Source organism: Rhodococcus sp. IC4_135 (assembly GCF_011602025.1).
In the GTDB taxonomy this organism is placed as follows: Bacteria; Actinomycetota; Actinomycetes; order Mycobacteriales; family Mycobacteriaceae; genus Rhodococcus_F; species Rhodococcus_F baikonurensis.
Window position 1 is genome coordinate 275,623 of the sequence record NZ_JAAOLG010000002.1, and the last position, 23,616, is coordinate 299,238.

General features: G+C 63.0%; 25 protein-coding genes. 7 read left to right on the forward strand and 18 right to left on the reverse strand.

All coding sequences use genetic code 11. From position 1 onward, the window contains the following. Nucleotides 1-84 precede the first annotated feature (84 nt). Genes G8767_RS06075 through rimP form a run of 3 tightly spaced genes read right to left on the reverse strand, consistent with a single transcriptional unit; the run spans nucleotide 85 to nucleotide 2,128 of the window. Nucleotides 85-435 (reverse strand): YlxR family protein, encoded by a 351-nt coding sequence (locus G8767_RS06075; protein ID WP_095970750.1) that lies wholly within the window; start codon nucleotides 433-435, stop codon nucleotides 85-87. Nucleotides 436-479: 44 nt separating this feature from the next. Beyond that, nucleotides 480-1,511, reverse strand: coding sequence for a transcription termination factor NusA (gene nusA / locus G8767_RS06080; RefSeq protein ID WP_003942738.1), 1,032 nt, complete (start codon nucleotides 1,509-1,511; stop codon nucleotides 480-482). Beyond that, complete coding sequence (gene rimP / locus G8767_RS06085; RefSeq protein WP_095970659.1) at nucleotides 1,508-2,128, reverse strand: ribosome maturation factor RimP; 621 nt, start codon at nucleotides 2,126-2,128, stop codon at nucleotides 1,508-1,510. Before rimP ends, nusA begins: the two co-directional genes overlap by 4 nt. Nucleotides 2,129-2,399: 271 nt before the next feature. Between rimP and G8767_RS06090 the strand changes: the two genes are divergently transcribed. Together G8767_RS06090 and G8767_RS06095 are read left to right on the forward strand one after the other, a co-directional pair. After that, nucleotides 2,400-2,852 carry a hypothetical protein gene (locus G8767_RS06090; protein WP_166809798.1) on the forward strand — a complete coding sequence of 151 codons (453 nt, stop codon included), beginning with the start codon at nucleotides 2,400-2,402 and terminating at the stop codon, nucleotides 2,850-2,852. Beyond that, complete coding sequence (locus G8767_RS06095; RefSeq protein ID WP_124566248.1) at nucleotides 2,849-3,304, forward strand: ferritin-like domain-containing protein; 456 nt, start codon at nucleotides 2,849-2,851, stop codon at nucleotides 3,302-3,304. The genes G8767_RS06090 and G8767_RS06095 overlap by 4 nt, the downstream gene beginning before the upstream one ends. Before the next feature lie 54 nt (nucleotides 3,305-3,358). On the opposite strand, the gene G8767_RS06100 is transcribed toward G8767_RS06095, so the two are convergent. Continuing rightward, nucleotides 3,359-4,783: an MFS transporter gene (locus G8767_RS06100; protein WP_166809617.1), complete on the reverse strand. Its 1,425-nt coding sequence runs from the start codon at nucleotides 4,781-4,783 to the stop codon at nucleotides 3,359-3,361. A gap of 83 nt (nucleotides 4,784-4,866) precedes the next feature. Between G8767_RS06100 and G8767_RS06105 the strand changes: the two genes are divergently transcribed. The 3 genes from G8767_RS06105 to G8767_RS06115 all read left to right on the forward strand — a co-directional run bounded on the left by G8767_RS06105 (nucleotide 4,867) and on the right by G8767_RS06115 (nucleotide 6,923). Further along, a complete protein-coding gene (locus G8767_RS06105) occupies nucleotides 4,867-5,502 on the forward strand; it encodes a helix-turn-helix domain-containing protein (RefSeq protein ID WP_021333000.1) in 636 nt (211 codons plus the stop codon). Between the two features lie 93 nt (nucleotides 5,503-5,595). After that, nucleotides 5,596-6,093, forward strand: coding sequence for a nuclear transport factor 2 family protein (locus tag G8767_RS06110; protein WP_166809618.1), 498 nt, complete (start codon nucleotides 5,596-5,598; stop codon nucleotides 6,091-6,093). Then, nucleotides 6,090-6,923, forward strand: coding sequence for an SDR family NAD(P)-dependent oxidoreductase (locus G8767_RS06115; RefSeq protein ID WP_166809619.1), 834 nt, complete (start codon nucleotides 6,090-6,092; stop codon nucleotides 6,921-6,923). Before G8767_RS06110 ends, G8767_RS06115 begins: the two co-directional genes overlap by 4 nt. On the opposite strand, the gene G8767_RS06120 is transcribed toward G8767_RS06115, so the two are convergent. Then, complete coding sequence (locus G8767_RS06120) at nucleotides 6,885-7,883, reverse strand: DMT family transporter (protein ID WP_206029044.1); 999 nt, start codon at nucleotides 7,881-7,883, stop codon at nucleotides 6,885-6,887. The genes G8767_RS06115 and G8767_RS06120 overlap by 39 nt on opposite strands. Nucleotides 7,884-7,933: 50 nt before the next feature. Further along, the gene (locus G8767_RS06125; RefSeq protein WP_166809620.1) at nucleotides 7,934-9,229 is read right to left on the reverse strand and encodes an aromatic acid/H+ symport family MFS transporter; all 1,296 of its coding nucleotides are present in this window, start codon (nucleotides 9,227-9,229) and stop codon (nucleotides 7,934-7,936) included. Between the two features lie 157 nt (nucleotides 9,230-9,386). On the opposite strand from G8767_RS06125, the gene G8767_RS06130 reads away from it, so the two are divergent. After that, complete coding sequence (locus tag G8767_RS06130; protein ID WP_095970664.1) at nucleotides 9,387-9,812, forward strand: pyridoxamine 5'-phosphate oxidase family protein; 426 nt, start codon at nucleotides 9,387-9,389, stop codon at nucleotides 9,810-9,812. A 76-nt stretch (nucleotides 9,813-9,888) separates the two neighbouring features. Here G8767_RS06130 and G8767_RS06135 read toward each other — a convergent pair whose 3' ends face one another. From G8767_RS06135 to G8767_RS06155, 5 genes are all read right to left on the reverse strand, one after another. After that, nucleotides 9,889-10,668, reverse strand: a complete 780-nt coding sequence (locus G8767_RS06135; protein WP_166809621.1) for a ketosteroid isomerase family protein — start codon at nucleotides 10,666-10,668, stop codon at nucleotides 9,889-9,891. After that, nucleotides 10,665-12,395 (reverse strand): acyl-CoA dehydrogenase family protein, encoded by a 1,731-nt coding sequence (locus G8767_RS06140; RefSeq protein WP_095970666.1) that lies wholly within the window; start codon nucleotides 12,393-12,395, stop codon nucleotides 10,665-10,667. Before G8767_RS06140 ends, G8767_RS06135 begins: the two co-directional genes overlap by 4 nt. Before the next feature lie 58 nt (nucleotides 12,396-12,453). Then, on the reverse strand, nucleotides 12,454-13,113 hold the full coding sequence (locus G8767_RS06145; RefSeq protein ID WP_021343988.1) for a rhomboid-like protein: 660 nt from the start codon (nucleotides 13,111-13,113) through the stop codon (nucleotides 12,454-12,456). A 22-nt stretch (nucleotides 13,114-13,135) separates the two neighbouring features. Then, on the reverse strand, nucleotides 13,136-13,807 hold the full coding sequence (locus G8767_RS06150) for an O-methyltransferase (protein WP_166809622.1): 672 nt from the start codon (nucleotides 13,805-13,807) through the stop codon (nucleotides 13,136-13,138). Between the two features lie 79 nt (nucleotides 13,808-13,886). After that, nucleotides 13,887-15,632: a proline--tRNA ligase gene (locus G8767_RS06155; protein WP_095970669.1), complete on the reverse strand. Its 1,746-nt coding sequence runs from the start codon at nucleotides 15,630-15,632 to the stop codon at nucleotides 13,887-13,889. A gap of 55 nt (nucleotides 15,633-15,687) precedes the next feature. Between G8767_RS06155 and yaaA the strand changes: the two genes are divergently transcribed. After that, on the forward strand, nucleotides 15,688-16,431 hold the full coding sequence (gene yaaA, locus G8767_RS06160) for a peroxide stress protein YaaA (protein ID WP_166809623.1): 744 nt from the start codon (nucleotides 15,688-15,690) through the stop codon (nucleotides 16,429-16,431). A gap of 12 nt (nucleotides 16,432-16,443) precedes the next feature. Here yaaA and G8767_RS06165 read toward each other — a convergent pair whose 3' ends face one another. From G8767_RS06165 to cobO, 7 genes are all read right to left on the reverse strand, one after another. Further along, a complete protein-coding gene (locus G8767_RS06165; RefSeq protein ID WP_166809624.1) occupies nucleotides 16,444-17,952 on the reverse strand; it encodes a protein adenylyltransferase SelO in 1,509 nt (502 codons plus the stop codon). Nucleotides 17,953-17,987: 35 nt separating this feature from the next. Continuing rightward, nucleotides 17,988-18,416 (reverse strand): CBS domain-containing protein, encoded by a 429-nt coding sequence (locus G8767_RS06170; protein WP_047888847.1) that lies wholly within the window; start codon nucleotides 18,414-18,416, stop codon nucleotides 17,988-17,990. A gap of 80 nt (nucleotides 18,417-18,496) precedes the next feature. After that, nucleotides 18,497-19,897 carry an MFS transporter gene (locus G8767_RS06175; protein ID WP_240951986.1) on the reverse strand — a complete coding sequence of 467 codons (1,401 nt, stop codon included), beginning with the start codon at nucleotides 19,895-19,897 and terminating at the stop codon, nucleotides 18,497-18,499. A gap of 107 nt (nucleotides 19,898-20,004) precedes the next feature. Next, the gene (cobA, locus tag G8767_RS06180) at nucleotides 20,005-21,231 is read right to left on the reverse strand and encodes a uroporphyrinogen-III C-methyltransferase (protein WP_166809626.1); all 1,227 of its coding nucleotides are present in this window, start codon (nucleotides 21,229-21,231) and stop codon (nucleotides 20,005-20,007) included. Then, on the reverse strand, nucleotides 21,228-21,641 hold the full coding sequence (locus tag G8767_RS06185; protein WP_166809627.1) for a cobalamin biosynthesis protein: 414 nt from the start codon (nucleotides 21,639-21,641) through the stop codon (nucleotides 21,228-21,230). Before G8767_RS06185 ends, cobA begins: the two co-directional genes overlap by 4 nt. Further along, the gene (locus G8767_RS06190) at nucleotides 21,625-23,001 is read right to left on the reverse strand and encodes a cobyrinate a,c-diamide synthase (protein ID WP_095970674.1); all 1,377 of its coding nucleotides are present in this window, start codon (nucleotides 22,999-23,001) and stop codon (nucleotides 21,625-21,627) included. Before G8767_RS06190 ends, G8767_RS06185 begins: the two co-directional genes overlap by 17 nt. Further along, nucleotides 22,995-23,609: a cob(I)yrinic acid a,c-diamide adenosyltransferase gene (cobO, locus tag G8767_RS06195; RefSeq protein ID WP_019748043.1), complete on the reverse strand. Its 615-nt coding sequence runs from the start codon at nucleotides 23,607-23,609 to the stop codon at nucleotides 22,995-22,997. The genes G8767_RS06190 and cobO overlap by 7 nt, the downstream gene beginning before the upstream one ends. Nucleotides 23,610-23,616 lie beyond the last annotated feature (7 nt).

Sequence of the window (23,616 nt, forward strand, 5' to 3'; positions counted from 1 at the left end):
GCAGGAGGCATCCCACAGATGTGGGTCCCGCACGACCTCGGGTTATCGCCGATGGACGTTCATCGTTGGTGCTTCACGGTGTGCTCATGAGTGCTTGTGCCTGTTCTTCTCGAGAGGTACTGCTTTTGTGTGAACTGCGTCGACCAGCTGGTCGACAGCGGACGTGTCCAGATTTCCGGACACTCGCAGTGCTCTGCTGAATGCTCGGCGCCGCTCTGCCAGGCTCAGACAACTCGGATCCAGGTGCAGCCATGCACCTCGACCGGGGAGTCTTCGCGATACGTCGGGGATCAGCGGGGAACCCTCCGGCCCCTGCTCACCAACCACGACCCTCAACAGATCGACAGCCGACCCTTGTTCCCTGCACCCCACGCACGTTCTGACCGGCGAACCGGGTTTCACGCGCGCAGAATCCGAGGACTCACGTCGAACCATTGTCCACTCTACCGCCGAACCGTCTCGATCACTGCATTCCACCGTTATCCGTTGGACGTGGCGGGCCGGTCGGACGCGTCACCAACGGGTGCGGCGTCGCTACGAATGTCGATACGCCAACCCGTCAACCGCGCAGCCAGACGGGCATTTTGACCCTCTTTTCCGATGGCCAACGAAAGCTGGAAATCGGGCACGATGACACGGGCTGCACGAGCTTCGGGATCGACGACAGTGACGGAGACCACTTTCGACGGGGAAAGTGCGTTGCCCACAAACGTCGCGGGATCTTCGTCGAAGTCGATGATGTCGATCTTCTCCCCCGCGAGTTCACTCATGACGTTGCGGACGCGCTGACCCATCGGGCCGATGCATGCACCCTTTGCGTTGAGCCCCTGCACGCGTGAGGCAACGGCGATCTTGGAACGATGTCCCGCTTCGCGCGCGACGTTGATGATCTCGACACTGCCGTCCGCGATCTCCGGAACCTCGAGTGCGAACAATTTGCGAACCAGGTTCGGGTGAGTCCGCGAGAGGGTGATCTGCGGGCCACGGGCGCCGCGAGCAACTCCGACGACGTAGCACTTGATGCGCTCACCGTGCTCGTAATTCTCGCCGGGAACCTGTTCTGCAGGCGGCAACAATCCTTCTGCGCCATTGGATTCGCTGCCGATGCGCACAACGACCATTCCGCGAGAGTTCGCACGCGTGTCACGCTGAATGACACCGCCGACGATCTCGCCCTCATGGGTGGAGAACTCACCGAAACTGCGCTCGTGCTCGGCGTCTCGCAAACGCTGCAGAATGACCTGGCGTGCGGTGGTAGCCGCAATGCGTCCGAATCCTTCGGGAGTGTCGTCCCACTCCTCACCGATCATGTTGCCGTCGGCATCGGTGTCGTGCGCCATTACTCGCACCGAACCGGTCTTGATGTTGACATCGATCCGAGCGTTCTGCTTGTGCCCCTCGGTGTGGCGGTACGCCGTCAGCAGCGCGGTCTGGATCGTGGCGATCACAGTTTCGATCGAAACGCCCTTTTCGGCTTCGATCGCTCGCAACGCTGCAATGTCGATATTCACTTGTCGAACCCTTCTTCGTTTTCTACGTCTTCTAATTCTGCTTCGTCGTCTTCGACACTGTCCACGCCCGAGTCATCGGTGAGGTCAACCGCATCCGAGGGAACTGCGCGCCCCTCCGGGATGCCGCCCGCGAGTTCCAACTCCGCCTCACTGGGCTTCGAGAACTCCACCTGAACTACGGCCTTCTGAACGTCGTCCAGAGCAATCTCGCGCACGGTCAAGCCGCCGCGGCCCCCGATGACAACCGCCACGGAATCGTCGTTCAACGTTCCGATACGGCCCACCACGGTCTCGCCGGCCAGATCGATACGCGCTTTACGTCCGCGGGCCCGACGCCAGTGACGCTCGAGCGTCAGTGGGCGATCGATTCCCGGAGAGGTCACCTCGAGGGTGTACGGCGTTTCACCGATTTCCTCGAGGCTGTCGAAAAGTTCCGAAACGAGTCTGCTGATCTCTGCGGCGGCATCGAGTTCGATCCCGGCATCGCTGTCGACCATGATGCGCACCGCGCTGTGCTTGCCCGCACTGGTCACGACAACGTCCTCGACGTCGTAACCCTGGGCGTGCACGAGTTCGGAGATCAGCTCGATCACCCTCTCCCTGGATGGCACCGGCATCTCGCGAACTCCTCATTTCAGTTGTCGTCGATTGTCCGACTTGTGTCGACTGTCGACGTGGGCGGCTGCGAGCATGAAAAGACACCAGGTGCCACATGCTGCAAGCATCCAAGAGTACCGCTCATTGCGCGTCTCCGTGACCAGAGTGCCCGACGCACGTCACACTTGAACACGACGCGCGGATTCGAACGATCGGCCGACCACCTGGCACGATGGACTGGTGCTGACGCCCATGACTACTACCTCACTCTCCCGGCGGAGTGCGCTCAAGATGACGGGAACCGCAGCAGCGTTGGGCGCTGCAGCCTTCTCGTTGTCCGCCTGCACCGACGACGGCACAGCGGAGGCGGCTGCAGAAGTCGACCAGCTGACGGCCCAGGCCGAGCGAGCTCGCGCCGACGCTGCCGCCGCAACCGCCGCGATCGCACTCGCACCGGACAAGTCGGCATCACTGACCACGATCAGCGCCGAACGCACAGCGCATGCACTCGAACTCGACGCCGAGATTGCACGAGCAGCGGGCGGCGGCGGCGCTACGACCACAGCACCCCCGTCGACCTCGGTCGCAAACGCTCCTACCGGCGTCGAATCCTTGAGTACCTCGCTGGCTGATTCGGCGCGCAGTGCCGCGGATCTCGCTCGAACTATGTCCGGCTATCGCGCGGGCCTGCTCGGTTCGATCAGCGCGTCGTGCTCGACTCAGGTTGCGGTGTTGCTTCCGTGATCACTTCGCACACCCGTCGATCCGAGAGTTCTGCCTTGCTGACCGCGATCGAATCAGAGAATGCCGCGATCTTCGCTTACGGAGTGGTTGCCGCGTTTTCGAATCCTGCCCGTGTCAACGAAGTTGCCACACATACGGCCGCGCACCGCGCGCGACGTGATGCGCTGGTTGCCCTGTCGACCGACGCGGGCGAGACCCCACCGACAGCCGCGGCAGCCTACGAGATTCCGTTCCCGGTGACGGACGCCGTTACCGCGGCACAACTGGCAGCGCAGATCGAATCCGATACCGCCGTGACCTACCGGGCATTCGTCGAACAGGTCGATACCGACCAACTCCGCACGTTCGGAATCGACGGCCTCACCGATGCGGCAATCCGCGGCGCCGGATGGCGGTCCGCGCTGGGAACGGCTCCGGCCACCTCAGCCTTCCCGGGGGACCCCACTTCATAACTGCTGTGCGCCTTTATTAACCGCCGGGGGTTGATAAAGGCGCACAGCAGTGGCTCAGGCCTTTCGATGCGAGGGCACGAACCACGCCGCGACCACGGCCACCAGCACGAAGCAACCGCCGATGCGCAGCGCGGGTGTCAGGGCGTCGCCGTAGCCAAGCGGGGTGAGCGCGCCACCAGCGGCAAGGAAGACCGCTGTGAGAACCGCGATTCCCAGTGCGACACCGATCTCGCGAAGCGTCGAATTCGTCGAACTGGCTGTTCCGTGATCAGGCTCGTCCATGTCGACGAGTACCGCGGTCGAACTCGGCGCGAAGGTCAAGCCCATGCCGATTCCCGCCATCAGTAGAGCCGGAACCAGCGAACCGTACGTCACGTCGGGACCGATCAACGCGGCCAACCAGAACAGTGCTCCGGCCTGGAGCAGCAGACCGGTCAGCAGAAGTGAACGGAGCCCGACCTTCGGCGCCAGAAAACCGGCGAGAGGCGCGAAGATCATCGGTGCCGCCGTCCACGGAAGCGTCCGCAGGCCTGCTTGGAACGGGCTGTAGCCCATCACGATCTGGAGGTACTGAGACAGCAGGAACACCGCTCCGAAGATTCCGATCGAGAAGGTCAAGCCGATGACGTTCGCCATCGAGAAGCTCCGTGAGCGGAACAGACGTAGGGGCATCACCGGATGTGAGGTCTTCATCTCGCGAAGAACGAACAGCACCAACGCGACTGCGGAACCGACCAACGACGCAACCACTCCGAGCGATCCCCAGCCGTCGTCGTTGCCGTGAACGATTCCCCACACCGCCAGAAACACACCCAGTCCGGCGAGTGCGACGCCGGGAAGGTCGAGAGGTTGTGTGCGACCGGTCGATTCACGCAACGCATACAACGCAAGCGGAACAGCAACGATCGCCACCGGCACGTTGATCCAGAAGATCCCCTGCCACGAGAACCCGTCGACTACCGCTCCACCGACCACGGGACCCATCGCGATTCCCAGGCCGGAGACACCACCCCAGACGCCGATTGCCATGGCGCGCTTGGCTTCCGGTACCGCTGCGACGAGGAGGGTCAGCGAGAGGGGCATGATCGCGGCAGCACCGGCGCCCTGAAAGGCTCGGGCCGCAATCAGCAAGCCTGGGGTTGTGGACAGCGCCGAAGCGATCGATGCCGCCGTGAACAGCCCGATTCCGAACACGAACATACGGCGGCGACCCCACCGATCGCCGAGCGTCGTCGCCGAAAGCATCAGCGTCGCAAAGCAGAGCGTGTACGCATTCATGAACCACTGGAGTTGCCCGACGGACGCGTTCAGTTCCTTCTCGATCACCGGCAGCGCGCTCGTCATCACGAGGTTGTCGAGGGTGGCCATGAACATGGGCAGAGAGGCAGCAACCATCGCGATCGCGATCGGAACCTTACGTCCTCCACTGCTTTCCGACCCGGATGCGGCGTCCGATCCGGACTTCGTCAAAACGGTCATCGCGATTCCTCGAGTGAAGGTGCCTTAAGGCATTGAATGATTACTTAAGTCGAAACTAAGCTATCCGGTGATAACGTGTCAACATGTCGATCGGTGCAGCTGAACCACGTACCCGCAGGATGAGCGCACCGGAACGTCGCGCACTGGTCCTTGCCGCGGCAACGCGAGCGTTCGCAAAGGGCGGATATTCCGGCACCAGCACGGACGCCGTGGCCAAGGAAGCCGGCGTCTCGCAGCCGTACGTCGTGCGCATGTTCGGAACCAAGGCCGATTTGTTCCACGCGGTGTTCACGCGCGCGCTCGACGAAATCGTTCGCACCTTCAACGACAAATTGGACACCGTCACAATCGATCCGAGCAATCCGCAGTTCTGGGCCGAACTCGGATCCGCCTACGGCGAGCTGGTTCTCGACCGGGATCTACTGCTTGTCATGTTGCACGGCTTCGCAACCAGCACCGACGACGTCGCCGCGGTGTCCCGGAACGCCATGTCCGGCATCTACACCTTGCTGCGTGAGCGCACCGGTTGCACGCCCGAGCAAGCGCGCTTGTTCATCGCGAACGGCATGCTGATCAACAATCTGCTCGCGATGATGGCACCCGAACACGCCGAAGAAGATCCGGCCCTCGGCGAACTGTGGGGCAGCGTCTTCAGCGACTCGACTGCAATCACTCTCACCGGCGACGAATCCTCGAGCGAAACCGACACCGTTTCCTGACCGGTCACTGGGAAAAACTACACACATGTGACTGAGGACACCCTACAGTCGATCCGACATGTCTCCGGGAAACCCAGACGAAAAGGACCGACGGTGGATCTCGCACAACGCCTCGACGCGCTCGAACAGATCGAGGAAATCAAGAAGCTCAAACATGGCTACTGGCGAGCCTGTGACGCCAAGGATCCGGTTCGGTTCCGCAGCAGCTTCATCCGTTCAGGAGCATCGATCGACTACGGCCGCCTCGGCGCGTTCGACGACGCCGGGCCGATGGCGGACATCTTCGAGAAGATCGCTCTTCGGAAGATCGACGGCCGGTACGCGGTCCTCGACATGCATCACGGATTGCATCCCGACATCGCACTGACCTCGGAGACGTCGGCGGTGGGGCGATGGACCCTGCAGTTCCGCCAGGTCGACACTGTCGGACGCACCGAGAAGTTGATGACCGGCGAATACGACGACAAATACGTGATCGAGGACGGTGTGTGGAAAATGAGTCAATGCCATTTCACGGAGACGTGGTCGACTACGACCCCCCTGTCCCCGGACGCTGATATCGCCGAGGGTTCGTTGGGTGGGCCGCGATGACGACGAACGGAAAAGTTGCGCTCGTAACCGGAGCCAGCCGGAGCGTCGGCAAGGGCATTGCCCTCGCCCTGGGAAGCGACGGCTGGACGGTGTACGTGACGGCGAGAGGAACCGTCGGCGCCGACGGCCCGCTCGATCGCACCGCAGCGGAGATCACCGAACGCGGTGGTCACGGCATTGCCGTGCAGTGCGATCACGCCGACGATCAACATATCGTCGACCTGTTTGCACGTATCGCCGAGGAACAGTCCGGCCGCCTCGATCTTCTGGTCAACAACGTCTGGGCCAATCCGGCGGGCTATGCAGGCTTCGCCGATCCGTTCTGGAAGAGGCCGATCGACGATTGGGATTCCCTGATCGGGATCGGCCTGCGCGCTCACTACGTTGCTTCGGTGGAAGCGGCGAAGTTGATGGTTCCCCGAGGCAGTGGAGTGATCGGCAACATCTCGTCGTTCGGGACCCGCGGGTACCTGCACTCTGTGCTCTACGGGATGTCGAAGGCAGGTCTGGACAAGATGGCCGCGGACATGGCTGTCGAATTGAAGGGAACCGGCGTCACCGCACTTTCCTTCTGGCTCGGGTTGATCCGCAACGAGCGGATGGAGGCGAGTGGGATCGAGAGCTTCGAAGGCTTCTCACTGGCCGAGGCCGAAACCCCGGAGTTCGTCGGCCAAGTCATCACTGCATTGGCCAACGATCCGGAAGTGAACGCGCGAAGCGGTCACACACTGATCACGGCGGAGACAGCCGTCGAGTACGGAATCACCGACGCCAACGGGAAACAACCTGCGTCACACCGCAGTGCCTTCGGTGGCGGCCCGCTTTTCTGAATCATCGGTGGCAGTAGACGCGTCGCGTGCCGGCACAGCACGCGGCGCTGCCACTCGGGCCTTCAGGGCAAGCCAGGCACACCCGATGACGACGACGCCGCCGGCCACGATCGAGGGGGACAACGCCTCACCGAGTATGAGCGCCGACCAGGCAATGCTGAGCACCGGTTGAACCAACTGTGTTTGACTCACTGTGGAAATGGGGCCGATCGCCAGACCTCGGTACCAGGGAAAGAATCCGAGAAACATACTCACGCATCCCAGGTACGCAAACGAAAGCCACGAGTTGATATCGGCAGAGACCGGAGCCTGTGCCATGGACGCCACCGTCAACGCAATCGTGACCGGCAGTCCGAGAATCAATGCCCAGGCAATCGTCTGCCACGACCCGATCTCGCGGGCCAGCAACGCACCTTCCGAATATGCCAGTGCTGCAAAGACAACCGCGGCGAACAGAAGAAGATCAGCGAGATGGAACGAGCCGAGTCCACCGTTGGCGACGGCCACGAATCCGACGACGGACACCGCACCGGCGGCGCTCGCCCACCAGAATCCCTTACTGGGACGCTCTTTTCCTCGAACGACGGCAAATACCGCAGTCGCCGCGGGAAGCAACCCAATCACGACTGCCGCGTGACTCGCCGGCGAGGTCTGCAATGCAAACGTGGTGAACAGTGAAAACCCCAGTACTGCACCAACGGTCACGAGTGCGATGCGCAACCATTGCCGAAGTGTCGGAAGCGTCGCGCGAGTAACCGACAGCATCACAATCGCAAGGGCTCCGGCGACGACGGCGCGGCCCGCACCGACGAACAGTGGGTCGAGATCCTCGACGGCGACCCGCGTGAGCGGAACGGTGAACGAGAACGCCAGCACTCCGAGCAATCCCCACAACAAACCGGATCGTGACGATGCCACCGGTAGCGGTGCCTGTGACGCGACGATAGCGCTACTCTTCATACTCATGTTCAACGATAGCAGTGGCGCACCAAGCTACGAAACTGACATTTTCAGATGCGCACCCGCGTGCAGGAGATCGACACTGCACCGAGCAGTCCGACGAGCGCGAAAGCGTAGAAGCCCCACGGCACGGCGTACCCCGCACCCAGGAGAACTCCACCCAGAATCGGGCCACAGATGGCACCGACCCGGCCGACGCCTGCCGACCATCCGAGCGCTGTCGCGCGAATCTGAGGTGGATGATTGGCGCTGGTGAAGGCGTAGACCAATACCTGCGCACTGAACACGAAACATCCGGCGAGGAAGACCATCACGTAGATCCCGAACGACACCTTCACGCTCAGTAGCGCCAGGAACAACGCCGCTCCGGCAAACCACACGATGGCTGCGGTACGCGGGCCGATCTTGTTCGCCACACCCCCGGCGATCAACAGTCCGACGACGGCTCCGGCATTGAGGATCAGAAGGAACGTCAACGACGCCCCGAGGTTGTATCCGGCCTCGCGCATGATCGTCGGAAGCCACGTGTTCAATCCATAGACGAGCAGCAAGCCCATGAAACTGGTGATCCAGATGGCGATGCTGTTACGCAGGAACTTCGAAGAGAACAGTGCGCGAACGGGATTGGCAGCTTCGGCGCGCCCAGCTTCGGACGTAGGCGCAGCCTCGAGTTCGACGCCGTAGCGGGCAGCGATTTCCTCGGCCTCGGCACGCTTTCCGTGAGCGAGAAGGTATGACGGGGATTCCGGCAGATACCGCAACATGAGTGGAATGAGGACGACGGCCGGAAGTGCGCCGACAACGAACATCGCTCGCCAACCGAAAGGCTCGATCACGACGAGCGCCAGCGCGGCGGTGGCAACGGCGCCCACGTGATAGCCGGTCATCAGCATGGTCGACGCAGATCCCCCGCCTTGCTTCTTCGAGAATTCGTTGACCAGAGCCAATGCCGTCGGCAGGGCGCCACCCAGACCCACACCGGCGAGGAAGCGCAGCAGACCGAAGATGAACGGATTGGGCGCAAGTGCGCACAACAGAGTCAGAATCGAGAATGCGGCAACGGCGTACAGCAGCGCACGGCGTCGACCGATGACGTCGGTGAGAGTGCCGATGACGAGGGCGCCGATGGTCATGCCGATGAGCCCGAAGGTCGAGATCATCGTGATCGTGCCGGTACTCAATCCCCACGCGTCGTAGTCGAGAAGCGAAGGAATGACCGCGCCGAGTACGACCAGGTCGAATCCGTCCAGAAGCACAGCGATCCAACACAACGGTGCCACCCACATTGCGGCACGCGCCCCACGCGAACCGGTAATTGAACTCGACTGCGTATGCGGTGCGGTCATCGGATCCTCGACATTCACTGCTTGTGGGCGTTCGCGACCGGTTCGGATCCAGTAGTTCAGATCGAAATGTTCGCATTGCGAACGCCTGTTCATAATGAGCACATCGATTGTGTACGGAGTCACAACGCCGTGTCAAACGTCGCGGTAATCTCGAGGAATGGCACTCTCCGAAAATGAGCGTGAACAGTTTCTGGCCGAACCCCACATCGGGGCGCTGTCCGTAGCGGACGGCGCCGAACGCGGTCCCTTGACCGTCCCGATCTGGTACCTGTACTCGCCCGGTGGCAAACCATGGATCCTCACGGGCAAGGATTCACGAAAAGCACGACTCATCGAGTCGGCCGGACATTTCTCGTTGATGGCCGAAAGGCTCGATCCGACAATCCGTTACGTCAGCGTCAGCGGATCCGTCGACAAGATCGTTCCGGGCACCGACGAGATGCTGGTCGAAGTCTCGCGGCGTTATTTGACCCCGGACAAGGTCGACGGGTATCTCGAATTCGCGCGATCGCAGTTGGGTGAGCAGGTAGCGATCTACATGAATCCGCAGCACTGGCTGTCTGCGGATCTCGGGGCGATCTGACACTTCACCGAAAAGGGAAGGCTCGGCGCGCCGGAGTGGCGTGCCGAGCCTGACCTGCATTCGAGTGTTCTCGGTATCAGCTTTCGGTGAAGAAGCGCACCCGATTGAGTCGATGACCGCTCGCCTCGAAGCCGAACAGTGCGATGGCCGGTTCTCCGCACACGACTACGCTCGCCGTCACAGTGCGACCGGCAACCAGCATCTTGCTCTTCGTCACGCCGGTGAGCAAAGCGTTGACGTCGGCATTGGACAACGGCGTGCCCGCCGGAAGCTCGACGGGCACCGGCGGCGTTCGACCGACAGCGGCCGCCTCGAGGAACCGCGAAGCTGCCTTCTTGCCTTTGTCTCCGACGCCGAAGATGCCGCGCGAGAATCCGAGCGCTCCCCCGATCCCCTGGTTCGAGAGCAACTGCGGAGTCAATTTCGCGGCCGCCTTCACCCCGGCAACGCCGGCGGTAGCGAGCTGGCTCAGCATCGTCACCAATTCCCAATGCGCACAGAGGGTTCCGATCCGCAACGAATCCGGCTCCCCCACCAAGTCGTAGCGCAAATGCATCGGCACGTCGAGGACGACTCCAGTCGACATCTCGGTAGCGAGGCTCAAATCACGCCACACCGTGCGGCCGCACACGATGTCTCGCTCGACATGGAAGGTGATCGAATTGGGGGCGATGAACGTGTCGTAAAAACTCTCGATCGCCGCCTGCCCGTTGTGCGGACGTGAACCTACCGGGTCGTTGATCTGGCCCTCTTCGGCAAACAGGGCAACCCAGGTCGAGCGGTCATGCGCGCCGACGGCTTTCGGGGATCCCTCCACGACGGCCATCAACTGCTCGCGCGTCACCGGGGCCGTCATGCGCGCATCTCGTATGCACCGTCGTACGCCTTGACCTGCTGCCACACCCGGTCGAAGCGTTCACTGTCGACGACAGGCTTCCGCACCGCGGCCAAGGCCCACTTCTGCTGCTCCGGCGTCGACGACGGCTTTCCGTGCAGTGCGATCGCGTATCCCGAGAAGTCACGGATCTGGAAGTCGAAGATCTGATCGACGACGTCGGCGTCGAGCCCGCCGATCTCGGCCTGCTCGAGAATCAGATGGCCGTAGACAACGAGGGAGAACAGGTGCCCCACGTTGAGCATGAAGTCGAGATCCTTTTGCTGCTGCGCGTCCGGCGCTGCCGCAGTGAGCAATTCGGTGAGCGCGATAGCCTGCTCGTAGAAGCGAGCGACGTTCGGAATCGACGAGTGCTTCTCGTAGACGGGCTTCCACTCGTGGAACTGAATCTTCGCAGCGCCGCGGGTAGGCCCCTGGTTCCAGAAGAACTCGTCATCGGCGGCGTCGTCACGAGTAACGATCTCCGGGAACTGCGCCGAATTGAACAGATAGTTCGGCAAGAACTTGAGGATCAGGCCGACGTTGACGTGGACGGTGCCCTCGAGTTTGGGCAGCGTGCCGATCATCTGCGCTGCCTCACGGAAGTACGTGGACTTCTCGTAGCCCTTGGCTGCGATCACGTCGTGCAGCAACCCGACGACCTTTTCACCTTCCGAGGTGACCTTGGCCTTGGTCATGGGGTTGAACAGCAGATAGCGACGATCTTCGAGGCTGGCGCTGCGGAAGTAGTCGACCGCCCGGGCACTGAACTGTTTCATCGCGATCAGACGTGAGTACGCGTCGACGAATGCGGCGCGAACGTGGGCGAAGTCCGTGACCGGATTGCCGTAGAGAATTCGATTCTGCGCGTGAGTGATTGCCTCGAAGAACGCATGTTCGGTGATCCCGATGGAGCCGGTGCAGAGGTTGAACTTTCCGACGTTGACCGTGTTGAGCGCGGCCTCGAATGCGGCGACGCCGGTGTGCAGAATGTCTTCCTCACGGACCGGATAGTCGTCGAGGCGGAAATTGCTGACGTACATCTGGCCGCGCAGGACGTTGTCCACGAGTTGATAATTCGGATGTGCGCTGTCGGCGACGAAGAACACGTAGCCTTCGGGACCCTCGACGTCGGTACGACGCCCGAACACCGACACCATCCCGGCTACGTTGCCGTTCCCGATGTAGTACTTCTCGCCGCTCGCACGGAAGGCGACATCACCGTCGGCGGGAGTGAGAAGCATGTCGGTGGAGTACACGTCGGCGCCGTGGTCGCGCTCGGACAGTCCGAACGCCATGACTCCACCATCGGCGAGTTCCTGTGCTGCACGCTTCTTCGCTGCGTCGTTGTCACTCATCCAGATCGGTCCGAGTCCGAGGATCGTGACCTGCCACGCGTACCAGTACGCCAGCCCGTAGAAACCGAAGATCTCACTCAGAGCTGCGTTGCGGGCACCGTCCCAACGACGGTTCTCGTCACCGTCGGCGAACGCCGCCGGAGTCTGGAACGTGGCGAACAACTTCTCCTTGCCGACGAACTCGAGAAAGTCGGAAACCCACACTGCGTCGAGGTCGTCCTGAAGCAGTTGCTTCTTGCCGCGGTTCTCGAACCATTCGATCGTGGCTCGCAGCAAACGGCGGGTCTCAGGATCGAACTGAGCGGGGTCGTAAGTATGGGGGTTGAAGAGCAATCCATCGGTGCCAGACACGTCATTACCTTTCGTCGATGACGCTAAACTACCAGCGGGTAACTTTCCGCGGTGCAATTCATGGAAGACCTGCGATTCTCCGCGAATGCCACAGGTCCATCGGATTCCACGTGCCGGCTCGAGCGCGGGTGATCGGGTAGCACGCCAACCCGAGCAACAACGCAGACATGTGGCCGATTGCGGTGAAATTGGTGGCGAAAATCAGAGGTACACCGTAGAAGAGCAACAAGCCCGCGAGATAGACGTACCGCCACGGATCGACGATGCGGTACACCAGAATCCCCATGATGCCGGCCAGACCGTAGCTCACGCCCACGTCGAGAGTGTTGACCGCCGACTCCGCCACGTAGCCGTGCCGAATACCTTCGTACAGAACACCTTCGCTGATGTACGTGGCTCCGACATGGGCGATGACGACGACACACAACCACCGCCACGTCCCGAGCCAACGCTCAGCCGTGGCATGAAAGATGGTGAACAGAACCAGGTATCCCAACCACCCGCCACCTTCGAGCCAGAACGCACTCGAGAACAGGACTCGCAGCGGGTCTTCGGCGAGGTGATGCAGATTGGTCGAGCGCTTGCCGAGAAATCGTTCCTCGACGTTGTCGGGAAGATGCCGCAGGAACAGTGTGGTGAACAGCAGGGCAAGCAACCAGACGTATGTACCGGGAGCACTGCGCACCCACCGCCATGCCGCCTTCGCTGCCCCCAGCATCCTCACCGCTTCGAGTCTGCGCTCACTCGTTCACTACTGCAACGGCAAACCCGTCCCACCCCTTCGAACCCACGGTTTGGATAGCGGTGCCGTCGAGTTTCGGCTCGGCCGCGATCATCTCCAGCACGGCTCGACTCGCCTTGACCCGCTCGTCGTCGATGTCCGGGTTGGACACATGTCCCCCACGCACGACGTTGTCCACGATGACGACGGTTCCGGGATGCGAGAGGGCAAGCGCCCACCGCACGTACTCGGTGTTGTTCTCCTTGTCGGCGTCGATGAAGACCAAGTCGAAAGGACCCAACTCTTCCTTCGCGATCGACGGAAGACTGTCGAGTGCCGCGCCGACGCGGATGTCGACACGGTCCGCCAAGCCTGCCCGCTCGATGTTGGACCGCGCGACGTCCGCGTGGGTGGGATCGAATTCCAGCGTGATGACCTGGCCCGAGGGACCGACCGCGCGAGCGAGCCAGATCGTGCTGTACCCGCCCAGCGTTCCGATCTCGAGGACATTGCGCGCCAAGCACATTCGCGCCAGAAGATTGAGGAGCTTGCCCTGGTTCGGCGCCACGTCGATGGGCGGGAGACCGGCCTCGGAGTTGGCTGCGAGTGCCGCGTCGAGAACCGGATCTTCACCTACCAGCGTGGAAACGAGATAGCCGTCGACTTCTGCCCAATCCGGTTCGCGTTCCATAGCCACGATTGTGGCAGAAAAGAAGGGCCACCGCAGATACCTCGACAGGTGGCTGCGGCGGCCCTGACAGCTGATCGAATCAGCCGCGAACTGCGCTGATGATCTCCTCGATCGCCGAGTCTGCGTCGATCTCACGGCTCTCGCCAGTGAAGCGGTCGCGAATTTCGACCTTGCCGTCTGCCCAACCACGGCCGACGACAACAATCAATGGAACGCCGATCAGCTCGGAGTCCTTGAACTTCACGCCCGGCGATGCCTTGCGGTCGTCGAGGATCACTTCGAGTCCGGCGCGGTCGAGCTGCGCGGCGAGGCCTTCTGCACCTTCACGAGCGGTCTCGTCCTTGTTCGCGATGACGAGGTAGACGTCGGCCGGTGAAACCTCGGCCGGCCAGCGCAGACCCTTCTCGTCGTGATGCTGCTCGGCGATGACGGCCACCAGGCGCGAGACGCCCACGCCGTACGAACCCATGGTCGGACGGACGGGCTTGCCGTTCTCGGCGAGAACGTCGACGGTGAAGACGTCGGTGTACTTACGGCCGAGCTGGAAGACGTGCCCGATCTCGATACCGCGAGCCGAGACCAGCGTGCCGGCTCCGTCCGGAGAGGCGTCGCCGTCACGAACCTCGGCGGCTTCGATGGTTCCGTCAGGGGTGAAGTCGCGACCGGCAACGAGGCCGACCACGTGCTTGCCGTCTTCGTCGGCGCCGGTGATCCAGCTCGTGCCGTCGACGACGCGCGGATCGACAAGGTAGCGAACGCCGTTGGCCTGCAGAGCCTTCGGGCCGATGTAGCCCTTGGCCAGGAACGGGTTGTTCTTGAAGTCGGTCTCGGTGATCATCACGAACTCGGCCGGCTCCAGCGAAGCTTCGAGGCGCTTTTCGTCGACCTCACGGTCGCCGGGGATGCCGATACCGAGCAGTTCCCACTCGCCGCCGGGCAGGCGGGTCTTGACCATGATGTTCTTGAGAGTGTCGGCGGCGGTGATCGTGCGGCCGAGGTCGGCACCGTTGGCCCAGTCCACCAGGGTGTCGATGGTGGGTGTGTTCTCGGTGTCGTACACCTTGGCTTCGGGCAGTCCGTCGAACGGAATCGAGTCGGGAACAACCGTCTTGACGGCCTCGACGTTGGCGGCGTAGCCCGACTCGAGGCAGCGGACGTAGGTGTCTTCGCCGATCTCGCTCTCGGCAAGGAACTCTTCGGAAGCGCTGCCGCCCATCGCACCGGAGGTGGCCGAGACGATGACGTATTTGACGCCCAGACGCGTGAAGATCTTCTCGTAGGCACCGCGGTGCGCCTGGTACGACTCCGTCAGGCCTTCGTCGCTGAGGTCGAAGGAGTACGAATCCTTCATGAGGAACTCGCGACCGCGCAGAATGCCCGCACGCGGACGTTCTTCGTCACGGTACTTGGTCTGCACCTGGTACAGGGTGACCGGGAAGTCCTTGTACGAGTTGTACTCACCCTTGACGGTCAGAGCAAAGAGCTCCTCGTGCGTCGGGCCGAGCATGTAGTCGTTGCCCTTGCGGTCCTTGAGGCGGAACAGGTTGGGGCCGTACTCGGTCCAGCGGTTCGACGCCTCGTAGGGATCGCGCGGGAGCAGAGCAGGCAGCAGAATTTCCTGCCCACCAATGGCATTCATTTCTTCGCGGACAACACGCTCAACCTCGCGCAGCACCCGCAATCCCAGCGGCAACCACGAGTAGACGCCTGGAGCGATACGACGCACGTAGCCGGCACGAACCAGCAATTTGTGGCTGGCAACTTCGGCGTCCGAGGGATCGTCACGCAGGGTACGCAGGAACAGGTGGGACAGACGGGTAATCACGAGGTGTAAGGATAGTCGCCGCAGTCGGCCGAGCGGGCCTCGGTACGGTTACAGCGTGCTAGTACTGCTGCCTCCCTCAGAAACCAAGTCCGACGGCGGCAAGGATGCGCCCCTCGATCTGGCCGAACTGTCGGTGCCCCAGTTGACCGAAACGCGCGAATTGCTCGTTCAGGCGCTGGTCGATCTGGCCGCTGACGTCGACGCGTCGTGCGAAGCGCTCGGCCTTGGTCCGACGCAAGCAGACGAAGTGGAACGCAACGCCAAGCTGTGGGTGTCCGCGACGCGGCCCGCGCTGCAGCGCTACACCGGAGTGCTCTTCGATGCCCTCGACGCGAAGTCGTTCACCCGTGCCCAGAAGGCCAAGGCGCTCGATCGGATCGCGATCGGTTCCGCTCTTTTCGGTGCTGTCCGCGCGGGAGATCTGATCCCCGCCTACCGCCTTTCCGGCGGGTCCAAGCTGCCGGGGATGGGCACGCTCCGCTCACTGTGGAAGCCGGAACTGCCGAAGGCGCTGGCCGCCGAAGCCGACGGGCTGGTGATCGATCTGCGATCGGGTACCTACCAAGACCTCGGACCGGTTCCGGACGCACTGATCGCCACCGTGCTCACCGAAAAGCCGGACGGCACCCGGACGGTGGTCAGTCACTTCAACAAGCACCACAAGGGTCTGCTCGCCCGTGCGCTGGTGGTCTCGCGTGCCGAACCGACCGATATCAAGGGGGTTGCGCGGGTGGCGTCGAAGGCAGGCCTGCGGGTGGAAATCGCGTCGGAGCGTGAACTGGTCATCCTGACGGATTGATGGCTTCGGCTGTCAAGTGCCACAGAAGGTTTGGAATGTTTCGCTGAAAGACTGCGGAGCCGCCTCGGTGTAGTCAGCCCACTCGTCGCGTCGGCCGAACGGGTGCGTGACCACTTCCAACAGCTTCTCGAAGGGAGCGAGGTCACCGTCGGTCGCGGCGCGCAAGGCCGCATCGAGCCGATGATTACGCGGAATGTACAGCGGGTTGACGCGATCCATCGCGCTCGCGGTCTCCGCGGCCCCGTGTCCGTTTTCGGTCAGGGCTCCCTGCCACCGCTGCAACCAGGGCGCGATGTGCTCCCGTGGCACGAGGTTGTCGAGAGGCACCGAATTTCCGCGCAATTCGTCGGCGAGAGCGCGGAAAGTGCCCGTCCAATCAGCACCGTGTTCCGCCAACAACGTCAGCAGATCGTCGACGAGCGCCCGATCGACAAACGGCTGGGCCAGACCGAGCTTTGCCGCGAGACCGGTCGCGTAGTGACCCTCGTAGCGCTCGTCGAAGGTCTCGAGAACTGCTGACGCCGCGGAAATTGCTTCGTCGGGTGTGGAATCGATCAGTGGCAACAGTGTTTCTGCCAAGCGCGCCAGGTTCCACTTCAGTACGGCGGGCTGATTGCCGAATGCATAGCGCCCCCCGTGGTCGATCGAGCTGAACACTGCCGCCGGATCGAATGCGTCGAGGAAGGCGCACGGACCGTAGTCGATGGTCTCCCCCGAAATTGTCGTGTTGTCGGTGTTCATGACCCCGTGCACGAAACCGATGAGCATCCACCTCGCCACCAGTGATGCCTGCGCCTCGACCACCGTCTCAAGGAACTTCAGGTAGCGATTGTGTGTACCCGTTGCCGGCAGTTCGGTCAGCTCCGGGTAATGGCGGGCGATCGCGAAGTCGGCGAGCGACTGCAAGACCTCACCCTGCCGGGCCGCGAACTCGAAGGTCCCCACTCGAATATGGCTCGACGCAACCCGGGCAAGCACAGCACCGGGTTCCGCGCCGTTGCGGCGAACGTGGCGACCCGTCGCCACCACCGACAGCGCGCGCGTGGTGGGGATGCCGAGGGCGTACATCGCCTCGCTGACCAGATATTCGCGCAGCATCGGCCCTACGACTGCATACCCGTCGCCGCCCCGAGAGAACGGCGTGGGCCCGGAGCCCTTCAGATGCAAGTCAACTCGCTGCCCGTCATTGGTGACGAGTTCGCCGAGTAACAACGCCCGACCGTCCCCGAGTATTGGTGCGTATCCACCGAACTGATGGCCCGCATACGCCATCGCCACCGGTGCGGCCCCGACCGGCACCGTCGACCCGGACAGGACGCCGACCCCGTCCGCACTTCGCAGCACCGTCACGTCCAATCCCAACGACGCGGCCAGTTGCTCGTTCACCACGAGCAACTGCGGGTCAGGCGCGGCAGCACCCTGCCACGGCACGGTCAGAGCGCCCAGCTCGTCGGCGAAAGTGCTCTCGAGGCCGGCCACGATGGTGACCGCGCCTGCTGTGGATTCCTGGATTGCAGCCATCACACGAGAGTAGTCACCGTGAGACGACCTATCGATCAGCCCTGATCGATGTACGACTCGAGTTGATCGCGCTCACTCTTGAGCTCGTCGATGCGACTCTTCACCACGTCCCCGATACTCACGATGCCGAGAAGGCTGCCGTCCTCGATGACCGGCAGATGGCGGATACGACGCTCGGTCATGATCGCGGCAATGCTGTCCACCGCATCTGCCGGAACGCACGTGTACATCAGCGCGGTCATGACCTCGGAAACCTGGATGTCCAGGAGATCCGGGCCGCGTTCGTGCAGGCGTCGAACGACATCGCGTTCGGAGATGATCCCGACCACCGCGTCGTCGTCGACCACGACCATGGCCCCGATGTTGTGGCGGGCGAGATCGCACAGCAACCCGTTGACCGTCGTGTGGGCGTCAATGGTGACGATGCTGTTGCCCTTGTTTCGCAATATGTCCGCGATCCGCATCACGGCACCCCGATCCGTCGAGACTCTCGGCACGTCCTGCAACGATCGTATCGGCTGGCGAGGCGGATAAACAGGGCTGATCAGGCGATTCCCTGAGCTGCCTTCTCCGCCGCTTGTGCCTGGGCTACCTGTGAGGGTGTGAACCTGATGCAAAGCGCTGCGATACCGGCGAACACCGCGCAGACCGCGCAGCCGACGAGCGCGAAGGTGTATCCCTCGCCGAGCGCGATCAATTGTGCTGGATTCATGTCCGCGGCCTTGCCTGAAGTGCCGCCGAGCGAGAGCGTCTTGGACGTCGCCATCGCACCGATCACCGACAGCGCCAGTGGTCCACCGAGTGTCTGGGCAACCTGGGAAATGGCGGTCAGTGGGCCGATCTCGGTCTCGGGGACTCCGGCGATCGCGCACAGTGGCAAGGGCACCATCGCGAGGCCGATACCGAATCCGATTCCGATCACGGGCACGAACAAGTTGGCGAGGTAGGTGGAATCGGAATCGAGAGTAGATCCGTAGAGGAGTCCGACGATCATGATCACGACGCCGGTGAGGACCAGCCACCGCGGCTGAATCTTCACTGCGAGCTTGGATGCAACCGAGGCGGCGGCGCCCAATCCGAACGCGAACGGAATGAACGCGATACCGGCACGCAGCGGCGAATACTGCATGATGTCCTGCACGAACAACGCGACGAAAGCCGTCATGCTGAACATCGCGCCACCGACGAAGAAGATGGCCAGAAACGTCGCGACGCGGTTGCGATCGGCGAACAAGGAGAACGGCAACAGCGGATTGTCTGCAGTTCGCTCGACGAAGAGGAAGGCTGCGAGGGCGACCAGGCCGACAGCCAATGCCCCGACGACGGCGATACTCCCCCACCCCATTTCCGGGCCTTCGGTGAGAGCAAAAACGACACCGGTGCATCCGAGGGTTGCGAGGATCGCGCCGGGGACATCCAACGCCAGACGCGTCTGATTCGTCTCTCGAAGGGCGCGGAACGCCATGCCGACGAGCGCGATGCCGATCGGGACGTTGATGAGGAAAATCAGACGCCATGACACCTCGGTCAATGCGCCGCCGATGATCAGACCGGCGATCGATCCGACGCCCGTCATGGCGGCAAAAATCGCGACGGCCTGATTTCGAGCCGGACCCGCGGCGAAAGTCGTGGCAACAAGGGCGAAGGCGGTGGGTGAGGCCACGGCCGCGCCGACGCCTTGAAGCGCCCGCGCTGCGATCAACATGCCCTCGTTCAGGGCGAGACCACAGAGCAACGACGCCACCGTGAACAGCGAGACCCCCGCGATGAACATCTTCTTGCGCCCGTACGCGTCACCGAGGCGCCCGCCGAGCAACATGAGTCCACCAAAAGCCAGCGCATAAGAGGTCAGTACCCAGTTGCGGCCACTGTCGCTCAGTCCGAGATCAGCCTGCAGCGGGGCAAGAGCGAGGTTTGCGACGGTGCCGTCAAGCACCACCATCATCTGCAAACCACTCAGGACGATGATGGCGAGCCCGATGACTCGAGTCGCTATCGGAGCGTTAGCCGAAGCGGTTTCAGACGTTGGGGAATCAGACACAAGACTTCACGTTACCCAGCGTCGACAGAAAAGCCCGCGACCGGCCCGATCACGATGATCGCCGGAGGCTTGATCTCCTCGTCCTTGACGCGCTGAGCAACGGTCGCCAGATCGGCCCGAAGTTCACGCTGAGTTCGCAACGTGCCCTCTTGGATCACGGTGACGGGCGTGGTTGCGGGGCGTCCACCGTCAACGAGCGACTTCGCGAATTGATCGATGCGCTCGACCGCCATGAGCAGCACGATCGTGCCGCGCAACTTGGCCAGCGCCGACCAGTCGACCAGCGAATCCGGATGGTTCGGAGCCACGTGCCCACTGACGACGACGAACTCGTGGGTGACGCCGCGGTGGGTGACCGGGATGCCTGCGGCCGACGGGACCGAGATCGCGCTCGTGATTCCGGGCACTACGGTCACCGGAACGCCGGCAGCGGCACACGCTTCGAGTTCTTCGTATCCCCGCCCGAAGACGTACGGGTCCCCGCCCTTGAGGCGGACCACGAACTTGCCTGCCTTCGCGTTGTCGATCAGTGCGGCGTTGATGGCCTCCTGAGCCATGGCGCGGCCGTACGGAATCTTCGCGGCGTCGATCACCTCGACGTCCGGACCGAGTTCGGCGAGCAACTCCGGCGGAGCCAATCGGTCGGCCACGACGACGTCGGCCCGGGCGAGCAACCGGCGTCCTCGCACGGTGATCAGGTCGGGGTCACCCGGGCCACCACCGACGAGGGCAACACCCGCAGCAGCAGGCTCGGCCGTATCGGCGAGGACGCCCGACTGAAGACCTTCGACGACGGCGGTGCGCACGGCTGCCGAACGACGGTGATCGCCGCCGGCCAGAATTCCGATGCTCATACCGTCGTACTCGGCGCTGGCGGGAGTCACCGCCGTGCCGTGCTTCGCGTTGTCGGCGCGCACGCAGAAGATGTGGCGACGCTCTGCTTCGGCGACAATCGCCGCATTGGTTTCGGGCTCGTCGGTCGAGGCGATGGCGTACCACGCACCTTCGAGGTCGCCGTCGGCGTACGGACGCTCTTCCACAGAGATCTGTCCGGCCGTGGCCATACCTTCCACCGCCGGGGTGAATGCGCGGCTGATGACGTGAACACGGGCACCGGAGGCGACCAGCAGTCCGAGTCGGCGCTGAGCCACAGTGCCGCCACCGAACACGACCACGCGTCGATCGGTCAGGTTGAGGCCGACCAAGTAGTTGGTCTCGTCTGCGGTGGACTCGCTCACTCGCACTCCGTTTCGTCGTCAGATTTGTTCAAGCTGGAGGGAACTTTACGGGCCGCGGCTACGGTCACTCCATCCCTGGCAGTCTTGGTCACTACGAGCCGGCCACCCCCGGAGGCGAGGATTGCCGCCGCTTCCGCGACGCTTGCCGTCCCGATCGCGTGTTCGACGCGAGTCGACGGTGACGGAACCCGAACTCGCCCAAGTACGTCCGAGTCGAAACTCACAATCGGGACGTTCAGCTCATCGGCCGCTGCCAACAGAGCCGAAGACGCCGCCTTTCCGGTCACAGTGGCGAGGACCACGATCCTCGCTTGCCCCCGCAGCACGGCGTTCACCGCAGCGACGATGTCCTTCGCGGTGGCACTCGTCGTGAATCCAACACCTATACAGAGGTCATCCCCGAGCGGCATCGACGAACTTCGCGATCGATTGGGGCTGCCCCACCGGATGAGTGTGCAGATACGACGCGTGGACGCCGCCGCGAACAAATCCTTCGCGGACACTGCCGCCGTCCCACGGCCGCCATCCCCACGCGCCGGCACAACCGTCCGCGTCTGTCGAGACGAGAGACGTTCGGTGGAACTCGTGACCGGTGACACGGGAGCCCGCGTCGAAGAGGCTGGAGTCGCTGATCGCCACTGCCTCGCGGTAGCCGAGGGTCAGGCGTTTTCCGAACGTCGCGTCCACCCCGACAACACCGGCCATGCCGTGACCGTCCAGGCTGCGCGCGAGGTAGAGCAGTCCGGCACACTCGGCGTGGATCGGTGCACCGCCGTCCGCCAGGTCACGAACCTGCTGCAGCAGAACGGTATTGGCCGCAAGGTCCACCGCGTGTTCTTCCGGGAAGCCGCCGGGAAGGACCAGAGCGGCAGTTCCCGCGGGAAGCTCGTCGTGCAACGGATCGAACACCTGCACGTCCGCGCCGGCAGCGGTCAGTAGTTCCCGATGCTCGGCGTAGCCGAAGGTGAAGGCAGGTCCACCAGCCATGGCGACCACCGGCCGAGATTCGGCGTGCCCACCGATTTCGGCAACCGGATCCCATGCAGCAGAGCTGACGTTTGAGGCGGCCAGCGCGCGAACAGCACCCAGATCGACGTGCGAGGCAATCAGGTCGGACATCGCGTCCACCGCGGCCACGGCGGCCGCGCCGTGCTCGGCCGCCGGAATCAGACCGAGGTGCCGGGAGGGAACTTCGAGTTCCGTCAACCGCGGTACCACTCCGAGCACTGCGACGCCGACCTTGTCGCACGCATGACGCAACACCTGCTCGTGACGAGCGCTCCCGACGCGGTTGAGGATGACGCCGCCGATGCGCACACCTGCGTCGTACGTCGCGAAGCCGTGCAGTACGGCGGCCAGACTCTGACTGTGTCCACGGGCGTCGATGACGAGAACCACCGGCGCACCGAGGATTGATGCGACCTGCGCCGTCGATCCTTCGGCCGACGGCTGCGAGTTGGCCTCGTCGATCTTTCCGTCGAACAGACCCATGACGCCTTCGACCACGGCGATGTCGCAGCCGGCGGTTCCATGCCGGTAGAGCGGTCCGATGCGATCCGGGCCGACCAGGACAGTGTCGAGGTTGCGTCCGGGCCGCCCTGCCGCGAGTCCGTGATAACCCGGGTCGATGTAGTCCGGCCCCACCTTGAAGGGTGCAACGCTGCTACCGGACCGTCGCAGCGCACCGATCAATCCCGTTGCCACCGTGGTCTTTCCGCTACCCGAGGCAGGAGCGGCGATCACCACGGCCGGAGTGGAAGGACTTACCATTCGATGCCCCGTTGACCCTTTCGGCCGGCATCCATCGGGTGCTTGATCTTCGTCATCTCGGTCACGAGGTCGGCGGCGTCGATCAGCGCCTGCGGGGCGTCACGCCCCGTGATGACGACGTGCTGGTTGCCTGGGCGATCGCGCAGTGTCTGCACCACCTCGTCCACGTCCACCCAACCCCACTTGAGCGGGTACGTGAACTCGTCGAGGACATAGAATCGATGCTCTTCGCCTGCAAGCCTTCTCGCGATCTCCTGCCAACCCTCCGCCGCGGCAGCAGCATGATCTTCCTCGCTACCGGCCTTGCGTGTCCATGACCAACCTTCGCCCATCTTGTGCCACTGCACCGGCCCACCGACACCGGTTTCGTCATGCAGGTTTCCGAGCGCGCGGAACGCGGCTTCCTCACCGACCTTCCACTTGGCACTCTTCACGAACTGGAACACGCCGATGTCGAACCCTTGATTCCAGGCACGCAGCGCCATGCCGAAAGCGGCGGTGGACTTACCCTTTCCAGGGCCGGTGTGCACGGCAAGTACCGGCGCGTTACGACGCTGACGCGTGGTCAGACCGTCGTCGGGAACTGTCTCGGGAACACCCTTGGGCATCGCGAAC

Coding starts and splice junctions, on each gene's coding strand:
- G8767_RS06075 (WP_095970750.1), bottom strand. CDS start 435: ATGGTTCGACGTGAGTCCTCGGATTCTGCGCGCGTGAAACCCGGTTCG.
- rimP (WP_095970659.1), bottom strand. CDS start 2,128: ATGCCGGTGCCATCCAGGGAGAGGGTGATCGAGCTGATCTCCGAACTC.
- G8767_RS06090 (WP_166809798.1), top strand. CDS start 2,400: ATGACGGGAACCGCAGCAGCGTTGGGCGCTGCAGCCTTCTCGTTGTCC.
- G8767_RS06100 (WP_166809617.1), bottom strand. CDS start 4,783: ATGACCGTTTTGACGAAGTCCGGATCGGACGCCGCATCCGGGTCGGAA.
- G8767_RS06105 (WP_021333000.1), top strand. CDS start 4,867: ATGTCGATCGGTGCAGCTGAACCACGTACCCGCAGGATGAGCGCACCG.
- G8767_RS06115 (WP_166809619.1), top strand. CDS start 6,090: ATGACGACGAACGGAAAAGTTGCGCTCGTAACCGGAGCCAGCCGGAGC.
- G8767_RS06120 (WP_206029044.1), bottom strand. CDS start 7,883: ATGAAGAGTAGCGCTATCGTCGCGTCACAGGCACCGCTACCGGTGGCA.
- G8767_RS06125 (WP_166809620.1), bottom strand. CDS start 9,229: ATGACCGCACCGCATACGCAGTCGAGTTCAATTACCGGTTCGCGTGGG.
- G8767_RS06130 (WP_095970664.1), top strand. CDS start 9,387: ATGGCACTCTCCGAAAATGAGCGTGAACAGTTTCTGGCCGAACCCCAC.
- G8767_RS06135 (WP_166809621.1), bottom strand. CDS start 10,668: ATGACGGCCCCGGTGACGCGCGAGCAGTTGATGGCCGTCGTGGAGGGA.
- G8767_RS06145 (WP_021343988.1), bottom strand. CDS start 13,113: ATGCTGGGGGCAGCGAAGGCGGCATGGCGGTGGGTGCGCAGTGCTCCC.
- G8767_RS06150 (WP_166809622.1), bottom strand. CDS start 13,807: ATGGAACGCGAACCGGATTGGGCAGAAGTCGACGGCTATCTCGTTTCC.
- G8767_RS06165 (WP_166809624.1), bottom strand. CDS start 17,952: ATGGCTGCAATCCAGGAATCCACAGCAGGCGCGGTCACCATCGTGGCC.
- G8767_RS06170 (WP_047888847.1), bottom strand. CDS start 18,416: ATGCGGATCGCGGACATATTGCGAAACAAGGGCAACAGCATCGTCACC.
- G8767_RS06175 (WP_240951986.1), bottom strand. CDS start 19,897: ATGATGGTGGTGCTTGACGGCACCGTCGCAAACCTCGCTCTTGCCCCG.
- G8767_RS06185 (WP_166809627.1), bottom strand. CDS start 21,641: ATGCCGCTCGGGGATGACCTCTGTATAGGTGTTGGATTCACGACGAGT.
- G8767_RS06190 (WP_095970674.1), bottom strand. CDS start 23,001: ATGGTAAGTCCTTCCACTCCGGCCGTGGTGATCGCCGCTCCTGCCTCG.
- cobO (WP_019748043.1), bottom strand. CDS start 23,609: ATGCCCAAGGGTGTTCCCGAGACAGTTCCCGACGACGGTCTGACCACG.